Raw genomic sequence first — 15,837 nt, 5'->3', positions numbered from 1 at the left:
AGCAAACTGTAAATTTAATAAGACGTTTACTTACTTAGTAGGTTTATACCTTACGCTTTAGAGTAAATATGCATATATTAGCTAGATGCTTTTAGTTTATTAAAGTTTAAGGTGTTGATATAAATGAATAAAAAAGAGGTTTTATAAAAATAAAACCTCTTTTAAAATGTAGTTACGTAATGTTTTTTGTATTTAATTGTTTACACTTTGTGTGCGGTTGTTAAAAAACGTGTTGCGCTGCTCGAGCCAAAGGTTAGGTTTTACCATTGGTGCTGCTTGGTAATGGCGCTCAATAGCTTGGTTTAATACCCGTGTTGTAGGGGTAAATGTCAGTTTTGATTGTGCGCTGCCCATGCTTTTAATTTCGTCTCGAGTCAGGGCGCGCCCAGCATATAAAAGGGCGTTTAAATAACCAGGCACTGTTTCAAAGTTGTTGTCTGTAAAGAGTAAAACAGACGACGTTAATGCCCAGGTGTTATTTATTTCACCGTCTTCTTTCACACCAGCAAGCTCGCCGTCTATGTACACTTCAAATACCCCATTACTGGGGGCGGTATAAAATACAAATGCAACTCGGTGCCAGTTTTCAGGCTCTGTTTGTCCAAAGTAACCACTGTCACTGGTTGATTTGCCATAACCGCCCGTTGGGTCGATAAACATATCGGCATCATCAGTAAGGTAATCTTGTGTGTTTGCTTGCATGATTGCGCGATAAATATCTTTGCCTTCTTCAGGCCAATATAAATCCATTACTAAGGTGTAATCAGAAACCATGCCTTCACTTGCATAATCACCATTGGCAGGTGTATTTAAGGTTATTAATAACCCCTCAGTAGGGGCGTGGCGTGAAAACGCCATTACACCAGAGCTGCCATCAGAAAAATCTGAAATACCAAGTGCTTGAGTTGTATTATATTGCGTTTCTTCAGGGCCCCAGTTTGTCTGTTCTGGGTCAAAATAGCTCAATACTGAAGGACCATAATCTGGCGTTAAAGGGCTATTTGCATCGTCAAAATTCCACACGGTGACATTGCTTTGCTCGTTACATGAAAAGAGTTGATTATCGGTATCTAGATATAAGCATTGGCTTGTTCTAAAACGTGCATATTGATCGAGTAACCACCATGCTTCGTCAATGGCTTCTACGTTTGAAAAGGTAACTCCGCTAAAAAATAGCTCAGGATTAAGCGCTGCGCCTTTAAACAACGCAACCTGGTAAGTGCTCGCAGCTTGTATATCATCTGGTTTGAGTAAAAACCAATCGGGCTGACTGGCAAACATGGTGTTTAAATCGCTACCTGTAACCGTTACGCTATATAACGAATTAAAGCCTGGAGTGTTAGAGGGCTGGCGCTCAACATAGTAGGCTTTATGAAAGTCTTCTTGTGTTAAGGTGCCGGGTGTCCATCTTGTTTGTACTAATTCAGGGTTGAGCAGAGCGGCCGTTATATCACTTGCATGGGCTGCAGCTAATGCCGTTATTTCTGCAAGTTCTAAACTACTCGGGTAATTTTCAGAAATAGCAATTTCTGTGTTTGCATCGGGCGCATAACGCCCCATAATTTCATCAATCGCAAGTTTGGTTTGTTCATCACGTTCGCTAATGCTGTCAGTTTCAATGGTGTTGTAATCTATCGTTGGCGATGTTTTATCTTGCAGATTAAAGGTAAGGGTAACATCAGTGATCCCTTTGGCATAAAAGTCTGGTTGAATAACCACTGCGCCGTTCTCGAGCGTATTATAACTTTCTCCGCCATGAGTATGGCCACCTAACACTAAGTCAATACCGCTTACATCGGTTGCCATATCAATATCTAGGCCTTCACCTAAATGGCTTAGCATTAGTATATAGTCAACCTCGTCTTGGTATTGGCTTACTATACTTTGTGCGATTTGTTGCCACTGCCAGCTCATTTTAAATTGTTTGATAAAATCAGGAATAGGCTCCTCATCAATTGGTTCGTCTAGCTCGTTCCATGGTACGGATGTCATGCCAAATACGCCCAAGGTAACACAACCAACTTGAACTTTAGCAAAGCCTACAGCTGCAAAGTCTTGAAGCTGCTCACCCTCATAGCGGGTATTACTAGCAACTACGATGGCATTCTCATCTTGGGAATAACTTAATAATTTTTCAGGGCCCCATGCATAGTCGTGATTTCCTACTACGCGTAAATCAAACTGCATGGCTTTAATGGCTTCTTCTGTGGCACTGCCTTGTGACAGTTGTTCAGCAACCGTGCCTTTTTCGTAGTCATCACCCCCGTTGGTAAACAGGGTGTGCGGCGTTTGTGCAAGTGCTTGGTTGTAGTACGCCTTTATGCGGCTAAAATACTGCTCCTCATAACCAAATCGTGCATGTAAATCGGCAACATGAATAAACCTTACTGATTGCTCTGTGGCTGTGGCATCACACGTTGGGCCAATATCGGCAAAGGCCTCATTACGCTGCATCATTAAAGCGAAGGTTCCAAGTGTTGTTACTTGCGCACTTACAAAGCCATCTGCAACAAAAGAGTTTTCAATAACTGCCCAGCTATCGCCAGATTGTCTAGCAATAAATAGCTGGCCACCTAATTGGTAATCATCAGGTATTTTTATGGTAATTGTAATTGGATTACTAAAGGAAAGCGTATTGGGAGTCAGTAGGTGTATATCTGAGATAATATTTAGCAGTGCATTTGCATCATCTAGCACTGTTTTTTCGTAGGTAAGCTCAGTGCTTTGAGATACAGCATTGGCCGGTACAGTCAGTAAAAAGCTTCCTTCATCAAGGCTGACATCTAAACCGGTCGTTGTAGATACGGTTAACTCGCTTGGCTCTGGCTCAATAGGATCGTTAGGGTTAGTTGTAACTTGATCGTCTGAACCACCACAGGCAGATAATAAAAAAATACAAAAAATTAAAAATGGGGTGCGATATAAAGTTAACAAGCGCATGTACTGCGTCCCTGAGACAAGTTAAAAATTAATCAGCAGATAATAACAGTTTACAGTGAGGTGATATAGAAATTTGAGAAAATTTCCCCCATAGCGGCTGGCTATGGAGGAAATATTAGATAGCAGTATGCGTAATTAAACGTACAATATTATGCTACATTTTCTTCTAAGCCTTGTTTTTCCCATACTTTTGCTTTAAAGCTCATAAGCACTAGAACAATACCTACGCCAATGCTAAATAAGGCAATTTGTAAATATAAGTTAGGGATTTCTTGTACATTGTTTGGATCAAAGTTACCCGCCAGTATGCCCGAGATAACATTACCAATAGAGTAGGTTAAAACAAATACACCCATTAATTGGCCTGTATAGCGCCGAGGTGATAATTTACTTACTGCGCTCAATGCAACAGGGCTTAGACAAAGCTCACCCACTGTATGTAAAAAGTAAGTAGTAACAAGCCAGTAAGGCGCAACCTTTAAACCTTCAGCAGCGTACTGAGCAGCCATAAACATCACTAAAAAGCCAGAAGCCATAATAATTAAGCCAAGTGCACATTTAACGCTGTAAGTTGGCGAGATCATTTTTTTAGATAAGTTAATCCAAAGCGCTGCAAAAAACGGCGACAGTACAATAATAAACAGTGAGTTTAATGATTGAAACCACGTAGTGGGAATTTCAAAAGTCCCGATAAGGCGGTCTGTGTAATCACGAGCAAATAGGTTAAGTGATGAACCCGCTTGCTCAAAACCAGACCAAAAACACGCAGAAGCAACACACACTAAAAATAGTGCCCACATTCTTTGTTTTTCTTCACCGGTTAAATTGCCTTTAAAGTAAATAAGGCCAAAATATACAAAAAATATAACAGTAAATATAACGGCTGTGTAACCGGCTACAACCGATGGATTGATAACAATTACACCCGCCATAGCGGCTACTGTAACGCCAGTAACAACAGCAACAAACAATGCAATTGCACCCCATGTGCGTGTAGTGCCTTGAGGGCTTAAAGGGTTAGCAGGTAGTGCGCTGTGTTCTGGTAAGTTATTTAATGTACGTTTATATTGGATTAAGCCAATCGCCATACCTACCGCTGCAGCACCAAATGCCCAGTGCCAGCCAACATTTTCCATAAAGTAGCCACATACGTAGTAACCAATCAAAGAGCCTAAGTTAATACCCATGTAGTATATAGCGTAACCGCCATCACGGCGCTCATCAGCATCGCTGTAAAGCTGACCTACCATTGCGCTGATATTTGGTTTAAGTAAACCAGTACCAGTAGCTACAAATATTAAACCAATAAAAAATGAATACTCATGAGGCACGGCCAAAATAATATGGCCACACATGATAATGATACCGCCGTACCATACGGCTTTTTGGCCACCGAATAATCTATCCGCTAGCCAACCACCAGGTAAGCCTAAGAAATAAACGGCACCTGTGTATAAACCGTAAATTGCAGCCGCTGAAGCAACAGTAAAGCCTAACCCTTCTTGTTGTAAGCTTGCTGTCATAAACAATACGAGCATAGCTCGCATGCCGTAGTAACTCATTCGTTCCCACATCTCAGTGAAAAACAATGTCGAAAGTCCTTTAGGGTGGCCAAACCAACCACTATCTGGAGCTGAACTCATATTTACTTCCTAACTTTAAGAATTGTTGTAATGGCCTTATAATTTTTTGCTTTAGCTGTTTTGTGCCCTGGGGCACTAATACCAATCCGTATTAATACTTAATCATTTTCAGGGGTTAAACGTGTTGTTATCTGCGTTAAAAAATTCTTATTTAGAACAACTAATTAGCGAATTTTTTGCCTTGCTATCAACACGTTTATCGATCCTCAAAATAGATCACTTAATTATGCGGATTGGTATAAAACGCTCGACCATCTGTATATTATTTGTAGCTAAGATAATGATTTGCTAAATGGTAGTAACACCATAAGGTAAGAGACACACCCTTATCCTAGTTACAATTGCGCTCAAGTATACATATACCTTAGTGCGAGGGGAAGCATTCGCGATGTATCACCTTGCACTGCGTTAAAAGTCTGCATAAGGAATAATTGGGGTGCCAGGAAACTCTAACGTCCCGTACACAGGATTGAAATAGTAACGAATATACAGCTGGCCAAAGTTCGGCTCATAAAAATCAGAGCGGTCAATTGCTAAGTAACCACCAAAAAACCAATGCGGCGTTATACGGTACTCAAAGCTCCCTTCAAGATTGTATGACACGCCTGCGCTGTCATCACTCTCAAATACAGGGTCTACTCCGGTTATCGACTCTCTATCGTAGGCTTGTAGTTGCAAGTCTGTATCGTTGGGATAAAAGTCAATCGCTTGGGTTTTTGTTTGCGAATACGATATGCCCGTTTTTAAGCGATAAACAAAATCATCACCCCAGCGCGCATCGTAGCTTAAAGGCAGTGACAACCCAACGTAGTTTTGTGGGCTATAGTAACCGCCATGGCCCCATGTTTCTTCACTTAAATTATACTGATACGCCCAATGTAATAGGCTTGCGCCGACAGTGAATTCGCGCTCTTGATTGCTAATTACGCGATAATACGACCCACCCATTACTCTATAGCGTTGGTTATCTTTAACATTTTGCCCTTTATAAAGCGTAAAGTCGGCGCTTGACCAAAAGCCCCAATCGCCACCTAAATCATGAGATAGGTTGGCAGTTAGGCCAGTTGAACGCACGCCGCCCCAAATTTCACCGGTATTCACATCTTCAAGCCCAGCATAAGAGAGCACAGAGCTTGTTACAGGGCGTTTTTCGAGCTCTAGGCTATAGCCAAAATCGCCAATGCTGTTTGCGTAGTTTACACCCCATACTATGTCTTCAATTAAAAAGCCAAGTGGGGTAGTACCCACATCAACACGCCAATTCTCATTTTGCCAGCCAATACCTATATCGACCCCATCTTGCTCAGGGCTTACTTCATCAATATCGCAGGTAAATATACACAGTGCACCTTGGCCGTAGCGGCTACCAGCAAATTGCTCATCAAAGCGTGTTGTTTGTGCACTGATGCTAGTTGGGTCTATTTTAATAAACCCTTGACCCTGCCAAAGTGGAAAATAGGCCTCAATAGGGACTAAGCCAGCGCCAAGCGTCGCTTCGCTTTCAGTGCTTGTTTGGCCACTAAAGTTAACCCCAATGGCAATGTATGCTTGGTTTTTGCTTTGCTCATTTATAAGCTCGCGTTTAGCACCGTTTATATACCACGCATCATTTTCATCTATACGCGCAATTTGTTTGTAAAACGATTCATCGTTTAGGCGTTGCTCGCTCGATAGTGTTTTTAAATACCATTGCTTAGCTTGGTCTTGCTCATTAAAGTTTCGGGCAACTTCAGCGCCCAAATAACTAAGCTCTTTATCATTGGGTGATTTAGTTATTAATTGATTGGCTAAAGCTAACGCATCACCTGCGTAATTAAAGTCATTTAACGAGGCCATAATTTGGCGTTGTAAATAGGCTTGCTGATCATCTGTTTGTGCTATTGCGCGCTCAGTGGCTTCTTTCGCTTGAAAGTCGTTGCCAAGCTCCCTGTATGCTTTTGCAACTGCTAACATAGCTTGAGGGTCGATTGGCTGATTGTTTTTTAGTTTTTGTTGATAAACAATAATTGCCGACTCACGCTGCTCAAGCGCTAAATTAGCATTTATTAATGCCGTGGTCGTTGCGGGGGTACTTGGGTACTTTTGATCAAGCTGGTTTAGCTTTGCTAGTAGTTCGCCGCCTTCGTAATACTCATTAATATATGTAGTGTATAAATTGACGTACTGTTCTATTTCGCCAGTACTGGCATTACTAGGTAAGCTGTAATTGGTAAACCATTGCTCTACAGTTGGGCGCTCATTTTGCTCGAGTAGCCATTCTCCATACAGCATATGCCAATAAGGTGATAAAGTAGGCTCAGTCTTTAATGCATCATTAATTAACTTTATGGCGTGTTTTTTCTCATCTATTTGATACCAGCTACGCGATAGCTCGGCTTTCATTACTGGTGTTAAATTTTGCGCTTCTAAATTACTTAAATGAAAAATAGCCGTGGTTCTATTTTTGCTATTTAAGTGGCGCTCACTTCGTCGCAGAGACTCATTGAGCCTAAGCTGCTGCTCAAGAGTAATTATGTCGTCATTTCGCTCATTAACCGGCACATAATCTAAGGTGTTTAAAGCGCCTTGATAATCATCTATTGAGCGTAAAAATAAAGCATGGCTATAACGTAATTGTGGATTAAGAGGAAACTGCCAAAGCACATTATTAAATAACGTTTTTGCCTTTTGAGTTAACCCATTTTGTTGATAAATAAACGCTAAATCGTAATAAAGCCAAGGCTGCTCAGGGGCCAGTTCAATGGCCTCTTTTAAGGTTTTCTCAGCAAGCTCTGTATCGCCTGCATCGTTATATTGACGTGCTTTTTCGCGAAGCTGGCTACTTAACGTTGCTGAATATATCGGTTTTAGTTGCGCTTTTTGGGCACTAGATAACGCATTATAAAATTTGATTAACGATTGTTCATTGTTGTCCAATTCAGCAATTTCTAATAACCCTGTTAAGGCGCCGTTGTTTAAAGGCTCATTTTTAAGCACAGTTTGGTATATGGCGGCTGCCTGAGAGTAGTTACCTTGTGCAAATTGCAATAAGCCACGGTTATATAAAATAGTAGCGGGGTCTTGATTTAAGGTATCAGCTAAGTCTAACTTTAATTTTGCAGTTTTAAATTGGCGTTCGTTTGTTGCTTCTTTCGCTTGACGAATATAAAGCCAAAACTTAGCCGTTGCAGCTAACTCTTTTAATGTTTCACGCTCTGCAAAATCAGCGGTGTTGCTTTGTGCTCGTGTAAAGTAATTATATGACTTTTGATTTTTACCCATTCGTAAGTATAAGATGCCCAAGCTACGCATAATCGCGCCATCCTTCGGGCGCCCTCTGAGTGCTTTTAATAAAAGTGGCTCTGCGGCAACGAGCTTGTTTTGCTCAAGTAAGGCTTCACCTTTAACCCATAGCTGGTAGGCAGGGTTGGCTAATAATTTTTGTCGTGCTTTTAGATCTTTTTTGAAATCTTGATATTGCAATTCACCTTTGCTGCTAAACGGATACACGCTAAAGTAGCGCTGAAACTGTTTATCAGTTGTGCTATTTAATTGCATATTAGATAAAGCACCTAACCATATCGCTTCTACTTCATTACTGTAGCGAGAAGTCGAGCCATATCTACTTAAAATAGTTAACGCACTGTCATCGGTTGGGTTTTTTCTCAACAGATGGCGTGCATATGCAATATCAACCGCCCCGATGTTTTCGTAACTGCGTAGTAGCCTTTCGTAGCCTTTTTTTACGTTTTGCCATTGGCTTTGGTCTTGTGCGTACCAACTTAAGTGCTCTAGCTCAAATGCTAAGCTTGGATAGGTGTTTTTAAAAAGAGAGTTGTAAATTAATCGTGCTTGTTCAAAGCGCCCGGCACGTGCAAGTAATTTTGCTTGCTGTATATCTGCTTTATCTTGGTTTTCTAGCCGAGCAATTAACCTTAGCTGCTCAACACAAGGGTGAATGCGTGTGTTGCTATTATCTATTTTTCTTAAAATTTGATTTGCTTGCACCGCTTTACCATTAGCAAACTCATAGCGAGCAAGCGCACACTGGCTTTCTATTCGATTAGGTGCAATTGCCAATAACTTTTGTAAGCTATCGGCAATTAAGTCTTTATTTTCTTGTACTTCACCAATATTGATCTGACTCAAGAGCCACTCAACAGAGTGTGTATCAATGTCATTATTTGTTTTAGCATTCACACTTGCGCTGACTGCTAACGAACAAACAACAGCCCATTTTAACGACATTCAGTGCTCCACTTTGGCTTGAGCGTCCCGTCTGCTGTTATTGAAAAGCGTTTATTAAGCGCACTGTTACCAAAGAGGTTTAACACACTGTCGTAATAGCGAGTTCGTGTAAATGATTTATCGACCATCAGCTTTTGTTGAATGGCCATAACCAATGAATCGTCCCCTTTTTCTTTTAGCATTGGCAGTAGGGCAGCATTAAAACCTAATGGGCCTCGCTGTTGGGTTTTGCCAGAGCTCGCATAGGTATTTAAAGGGACATAGCCACGGTTGTTTATAGCTTCTACAAAAGGTGCAAACTGCTCGCTCAACTGAGCTTTGTAAGGGGCGTCATTCGCCATCATACTGGCCCATAAGTAGACCCTAATGGCATTAAAACTGCCTAAATCGGTTGTTTTTTTATCGTAATAAAAACCTTTTGCTGGGCTATACATCACCCAATCAGGGCTAACCCCATTTTTAGCGGTATCTAAAATAAGTTTTGCAGAGCCTTCATGTAATTGTTGCCAAGGTGAATGCGGGTATAACTTACTAAACTGCTGATAAATAAACAAAGGCGAATAGCTTGGGTTGAGCTTAAAAGTATCATTGTCAAATTCAAAGCCTGCAGGGGCGGGCAATAAGGTAAGTCCTAAACCTGAGATATAGGCGGTTTCTTCTCGCATGATACGCTGTGCTAACACCGCAGCTAAAATACTATAGCGGCGTTCATCCCATAAAATAGCTGCTTGCGATAAGCTATATGCTATCCATAAATCAGAGTCTGATGCTGGGTTTGAGTCTATAATGCCATTGGTATCATTGCCTGTTTCACCCCATTGCCAAGCAGGCAGACGTGTACTTAAATCGCCTTCAGAGAGGTTTTCTTGCGTCCAATCTAAAATGGTATCAAATGCGGCTTTATCGTTTGCTACCAATGCAAAAAATAGCGCGTATGATTGCCCCTCTGAGGTGGTAATGTTTTGCTTTGAGCCTAAGTCTATTACGCGACCTTCATCACTGATAAAGTGGTTTTTAAAGACTTGCCACCCCTGCCAAGGCTCGCACTGTTGCGTTTGCGCTGATACAGAAAAACTTAAAAAAGCGGCTACTAATAATGCACGGTTAAGTAATGTCATTATTCATCTCCTTCAGCTAAACGTTTATGGGTGAGTGCTTGTAGTAATCGCCATAAAATAAATGAAATTAGTAACAGCGTTAATATAGAAAGCAGGGCTAAAATAAATGGATGGTCAGATAAATGGAACCACACCAGTGTATGTACAGGAATATGACCGACAAAGTATTGCTCTTCAGTTTTTATTGTTTTAACACCTTGTGAGTTAATAACTGCAGCACTGCCTTTTAATTGGCTTAATGTTTGCGAGTCCATAAGGGTTTTATCAATTAAGCCAAACGCTTTTTCAGTGGTGGCATTAAGTGAAACAACTGAACGCTCTGAATTAAAGGGCGATTGATACGCTGTAATGACCGCCATGTCTCCGCTACTTTTTATACTCACTTGTATTTTATCTGTGGCTTGCTCATCGTATGCACCGTTGTAAATAGCTTGTTTTATTTCGCGCTGGTTATTATTTAAAAGCACGTGCGTTTGCGCATCTTCATCCAGTTGCTGAGCTGTGCTGCTAGGCTTTGCAATAACTAAAATATCTTTGTTGTCTAAATCAACGTTTTCATTTAAGTGGGCAACCGCCATTCTGTGGGTTGGGTAACCGGTTATTGCGCCAAAATGACCGGTAAGATTAAATAGCAAAGTTAACGCTTTTGCAGAAGGCTGCTGATCAACCAGTACAAGCGTTTGCTGTAAATCAGCATACTTAGTGTACGGAAAGCCACTGTTTGCAAATACATTTAAATCTGGCAAGGCAATGTAATGATCAAAACCGCTTACATCAATATTTGAATTACCATCAATAACACCAAACTCACCACCTGGCGGCGCTATCGCACATTCACCTTTTTTCAATACCGCAAATCTAAAATCAAAGTTTAGCTCGTTCCGAGTGGCTAAGTTGATGCCATTCAGTGAAAAGTTTTCTGCGTTTTGTGTGGTATCAGTATTGGCTATAAGTGGCAATAAGGTTTTTGTAGTATTAAGTGTAGAGTCGTCATTATCTAGCAAGTATCCACTAATAAACTTTTGATTAATCAACATATTCAATCGAGAGTCTAAAGACTCGCTCTCGGGTGTGCTGCGATACTGTAATGTAATGGGGATGCCTTTTTCGCGCCAGGTAAATAAATCTGGAGCAAAACGCACGTTTAATTTTACGGGTCCATTATTTAACCCTTGTGCTTGAAGCTGGGTATCAAAATCAATTAATTCGTCAAAATGCACCGGTCTATCGGCGCGTAACCAACGTGGAGCATCGTAAGCTTTACGCAGCGGCAGTTGCTTAATAGCCTCTATGCTTGCTGTTCTGCCGGTCATTACTGTATGACCAAAGGCCAAACCCGTGACGGCGGTTTTTAAATCCTCTTCATCACGCCCTAAAATAAGCAACATTTTGCTGTATCTATTCTCTGGGTTTGAAATAATCTCAACGGTTGGCTTTTCAACATCTGGATAGTCTTTTAAAAAGTCAGGTTTTGAATCGTTGGTAATAAAAACCACGCTGTGCTTATCTAATGACTTATTAATCACCACCGGGAAATCAGCACCACGCCAGTCCGCTTGTGCACCAAACCAGCTTGAAAGAGTCGCCGCCGCTTCAATAGTTTTAGTGCTAGGTGTTTTTGCAAATACAAACGGTAAGCTTAACTTATTGTAATCTTTGGCATCAAAAAAGGGCTCTGGTAAGTACTCTAAACGACTGTCTATTGCCAGCTGTTTTTGATTGAGTGTGATGTTGCTCGACTTATTAATTTCGGTCCAGATAGAGCGGCTAAAGTAGTCTTGGCAACGTAAGTCATAATAACCAACTAGCTCAAAACGAACTTGGTTGTAGTCTTGCACATATTTAGCATTGAGTTTAAGGCTATGGTTAACGGTATTTTTAACAACACTCAGCTGCTCATTTATGGGCAGTACAGTCACTAAGTTTTCATTAAAGTACACTTTTAAATGCGACACGTTTGCAATTAACGAGGGCGAGTTTGTATATGAGAAATTAAGCTGTAAGTCGGTGCTTAACTTGTCAATGCGATTTGTAAAATCCACTCTTGAATTGTTGTTTATGCCATCAAGCTTGTAGCCATTAAAGCCTAAAGCAGCAAAGTCTAACCTTAAGCTAGACACGTTTGCGCTCTCAGGGTAGCCATTTATAAATACAGACTTATCGTGCATTGGCTCAATAGCACATGCGTTATAAGCACTGCATGTTAAAAACAGTATTAGAAATGTATTAAGCAAATTTTTAATCATAATTATTATGCACTATTGGTTTTTTAGGGGTGAAAGAGTTTATATAAACAACAATTTTTGTCATTAGTTTTACAAAGGGTTGCAATGGTTTAGGAGCATGAAACAATAAATTGCTAAATCCTCTTAAACTTGTTTTTTGTACTTCTTTAAAGCTATAAGAAGGGCGGTCATGACGAAAGTTATTTTGCCAATCAAGCCACGCATCCGCTCTTGAAAAAGTACATTGTATAAATGCTTTTTGCTTTTCGAGTGAAAGATCTTTTAACGTTAAGCCTATTTGTTTGTTTCGGGTGTTACATACATACGTTGTAAACGAAAATTGCTTATTACCGCGGCTCATTAAAAGCTCTATTTTGTCGTTTACACGGCATAAATGAGCATGTTCTGTTTCAATACCCACCCCATTATCAGAGTAATCGGTAATTTTAACTTTTAACGTATGCCCATTTGCTAAGCGCACGCCCGCCGGAAAGTTCGCTTTAATACGGTGCGACTGTCTTACTTGCCTTGCCTCTGCTGCAACAGCCACCGCAGCGCCTAAAATAATAATATTATAAATTGCCCAGCCCATGCTGATAAGTAAAACACCTACTTGGCTTGGATCGCCAAAACCCAAACGTAACACACCTACCAGCATGCCGATTAAGTTTATCAGCAAAAGCACCAAGTAAGGTTTAGATATACCCCAATCATAATGCTCTTTATCATTTAAGCCGCCTTTTTCTGTTACGTTAAACTTACCCTTATTAGGGTTTATTAGCGCAACGGTGGTCGGCTTTAATATGTACCATGCAAGAACAGACTCATACACCTCTCCCCAAAAAGAGTAGCGATATTTTCCTTGAATCCGTGAGTTGGTCGCTTTTATTTGTATGAGCGTAGGCACAACGTAAATAAAAATAGCTAAAAAAGGTGCATATATAATGTAAGCATTAAAGTATATAAGTGCTAAGGGGGCGGTTAAAAATACTATGCGCGGAATGCCCGATAAAAAGTGCAGCATGGCGTTTAAGTAGCACAGGCGCTGTGGTATATCGAGCCCTTTACCTAAAATAGGGTTGTCGAGTCTAAATATTTGCGCCATACCCCGTGCCCAGCGAATACGCTGACCAATATGCGCTGATAAGCTATCGGTGGCAAGGCCCGCAGCCTGAGGAATATTTATATACGCGGTTTTATAACCGGCACGTTGCATACGAAGTGCAGTGTGAGCATCTTCGGTTACCGTTTCAAATGCAAAGCCGCCAATATCATCAAGTGCTTGTCGTTTTAAAACGGCACATGAGCCACAAAAAAAGGTGGCATCCCACATGTCATTACCATCTTGAATTAACCCATAAAAAAGCATGTTTTCATTAGGTATTTGGCTGTGGTTATTTAAATTACGTTCAAATGGGTCTGCAGAAAAAAAGTGGTGCGGCGTTTGTACTAAACATACTTTGCTGTCTTTTAAAAATTGCCCCATGGTCATTTGTAAAAATGAGCGGGCAGGTACGTGGTCGCAGTCAAAAATAGCGATATAGTCGCCGTTGGTATAGCGCATGGCGCTGTTCATGTTACCGGCTTTAGCGTGGTTATTATCAGGACGTGTTAAATAACCGACTCCCACTTTTTGGGCAAATTCTTTAAATTCAGGGCGTTTGCCGTCATCCAGAATGTATACGTTGAGCTTATCTGCAGGCCAATCAATGCTCATTGCTGCCAGTGTGGTTGGTTGTACAACGCTTAGTGGTTCATTATAAGTGGGTATATATACATCTACGGTTGGCCATAAGTCGGTGTTTTCAGGTAAAGGAATAGGTTTGCGCTCAAGCGGATTTATAGTTTGAAAAAAGCCTAAAATGAGCACTAGCCACGCATAGGTTTCTGCCAGCAGCAAGCCTGCGCCTAATGTAAGTGCTACAGGGTCATCCCAATTAAGGGTTTCAGTGTAGCGCCACCATAAATAACGCGATGAAGTGGTTACCGATAGGGTGATCATTACAATCGTGGCCATTTGCCCTTTAACGCGCTTAAGCCCGTATGCCACTATCAAAATAAAGCTAATAAAAACGGCTTGTGCTTCTAGGCTAAATGGAATGGTTATAAAAATAGCCAGTAAAAATAATATAAAGGCTACAACCACATATTTGATTAGTTTGTTTTGCCAAATCTTAGCGTCAGCCATGGTTTTAAAAGCGCTCTTTTTTGGCCCTTTGTCATTTTTTGATAGCAAACGTTTTAGTAACCTACCCAGTTTTAAATCAAACCAACGCAACTGTTTAAGTAAATAACTTACCCCATTATAAAACTGATTTGATAACCGCTCTCTTACAAAATTATTTTTTGGTTTGTATTTAAAAAATAATAAATAAACGCTTTGGATGATAAAGCGCAAAATATTTGTATAAATAAACGTGCGGTACGGCAGGCGAAGATGCGGATAGTAATCATATAAAATGAGCTCAAAGTTAATTCTGTGGTCTTTTATGTTGATAAACAATGAGCTAATTAGCGTAATAAAAGGCATTAAAAAGGCCTCAATCACGTTTACTTTGTGCTGGTTAAAATAACTGTGAAACTTAAATAAAATATAACGGACAAGTTTTTCAGTAAAAAAAACACTTAACAGTAAATACAAAGTACTGTGTATTGGGCGCTTATAAAACAAAGAAAAGCTCATAACTACAAGGCCGATTTACTTACAAGCCAACCGGCAAGTGTTTCAAAGTCATCGTTAGCAACACTGTAGGGAGCACAATTTAGCGCTACATTTCTATAGGCTGTGGACTCTTTAATTACTTCATCACTATTTATAAAGAAAGGCGCCATAAGTGGCAAAGTCGATTGCCACAAAGAAAAGAGATCAAATTCGAGTGTTGATGCAGAATTGTAACGATTAACTAAAAAGAAGTGTTTCCACTGATTATCAGTATGCTTTAACGTTTGTAGCTTTTTATAAATTAGGCTGTGGCAAATAGCATCACAATTAACGATTTCAATTACTATGTCGTTTTTATTTAGTGGGTAATCAGTGATATTGATATGCGCTGGGCAATCAAAAAGGAGCCAAGTATCTTTGTTATAATCCAGCTTATTGCAATTGTTAATAAGGCTAAATAACGCTGTATTACTCACACTTGAATCACCAAAGGGTAAAAATACAATGCCATCGCTATCTTGATGAAAGTGCGCTAAAGCCTCTTCAAAGCGATCCTCATTACTCCAACCTTGACTGTATTGCCAGGGTAGCCCAAAGTGCAGACCCAAGTCGCTTTTAGAATCTAAATCTACAGCAATTACGTCAGAGCCTGATTTTTTTAATACGCAGGCTAAGTTGGCAACCATAGAGGTAGCGCCAGTACCGCCTTTAATGCCTTTTAAAAAAATTCTTTGCAAAGGGTTATTTACCTGTCGTTTTAATAACTACTTACGCATTTACTACACGGTGTATTTCGTTTAGTAATGCATATTTCTTTATTGTTTGTTTATTCTTCTGTTTATTAACAATTTCAATGTAATCTTCACTCTTACCACCAAAACGTCGAGCAAGGTTCTCAATGTCATTTGATGTTAAGGTTTCAGAGCTTTTGGTCGTTAAATTGTGCATTGTTACCTTTGTACGAAAGTTTATTATTTTTATTTAAAGTGGACAATATTTGTCTATTATATATAGAATAACGG

The 15,837-nt window shown here is 40.2% G+C and carries 8 protein-coding genes; all 8 read right to left on the bottom strand.

Going from position 1 to position 15,837, the window contains the following annotated elements; all coding sequences use genetic code 11:
• Positions 1 to 192: 192 nt before the first annotated feature.
• Positions 193 to 2,940: a metallophosphoesterase gene (locus QUE46_RS11880; RefSeq protein ID WP_286244926.1), complete on the bottom strand. Its 2,748-nt coding sequence runs from the start codon at positions 2,938 to 2,940 to the stop codon at positions 193 to 195.
• Positions 2,941 to 3,089: 149 nt separating this feature from the next.
• Positions 3,090 to 4,583 carry a peptide MFS transporter gene (locus QUE46_RS11875; RefSeq protein WP_286244925.1) on the bottom strand — a complete coding sequence of 498 codons (1,494 nt, stop codon included), beginning with the start codon at positions 4,581 to 4,583 and terminating at the stop codon, positions 3,090 to 3,092.
• Between the two features lie 408 nt (positions 4,584 to 4,991).
• Complete coding sequence (locus tag QUE46_RS11870) at positions 4,992 to 8,810, bottom strand: cellulose synthase subunit BcsC-related outer membrane protein (RefSeq protein ID WP_286244924.1); 3,819 nt, start codon at positions 8,808 to 8,810, stop codon at positions 4,992 to 4,994.
• Positions 8,801 to 9,928 (bottom strand): cellulose synthase complex periplasmic endoglucanase BcsZ, encoded by a 1,128-nt coding sequence (gene bcsZ / locus QUE46_RS11865; protein ID WP_286244923.1) that lies wholly within the window; start codon positions 9,926 to 9,928, stop codon positions 8,801 to 8,803. The genes QUE46_RS11870 and bcsZ overlap by 10 nt, the downstream gene beginning before the upstream one ends.
• On the bottom strand, positions 9,928 to 12,174 hold the full coding sequence (bcsB, locus tag QUE46_RS11860) for a cellulose biosynthesis cyclic di-GMP-binding regulatory protein BcsB (RefSeq protein WP_286244922.1): 2,247 nt from the start codon (positions 12,172 to 12,174) through the stop codon (positions 9,928 to 9,930). The genes bcsZ and bcsB overlap by 1 nt, the downstream gene beginning before the upstream one ends.
• Positions 12,167 to 14,836 (bottom strand): UDP-forming cellulose synthase catalytic subunit, encoded by a 2,670-nt coding sequence (bcsA, locus tag QUE46_RS11855; protein WP_286244921.1) that lies wholly within the window; start codon positions 14,834 to 14,836, stop codon positions 12,167 to 12,169. Before bcsA ends, bcsB begins: the two co-directional genes overlap by 8 nt.
• Before the next feature lie 2 nt (positions 14,837 to 14,838).
• Positions 14,839 to 15,552, bottom strand: a complete 714-nt coding sequence (gene bcsQ, locus QUE46_RS11850; protein WP_286244920.1) for a cellulose biosynthesis protein BcsQ — start codon at positions 15,550 to 15,552, stop codon at positions 14,839 to 14,841.
• 31 nt (positions 15,553 to 15,583) lie between these two features.
• Entirely contained in the window at positions 15,584 to 15,763 is a 180-nt protein-coding gene (gene bcsR, locus QUE46_RS11845) for a BcsR/BcsP family cellulose biosynthesis protein (RefSeq protein ID WP_286244919.1), read from the bottom strand.
• Positions 15,764 to 15,837 lie beyond the last annotated feature (74 nt).

The sequence above is a fragment of the Pseudoalteromonas sp. MM1 genome (genome assembly GCF_030296835.1).
Taxonomy (GTDB): domain Bacteria; phylum Pseudomonadota; class Gammaproteobacteria; order Enterobacterales; family Alteromonadaceae; genus Pseudoalteromonas.
Note: the sequence above shows the minus strand (reverse complement) of the source record. Positions and strands in the feature narration are given on the sequence as shown.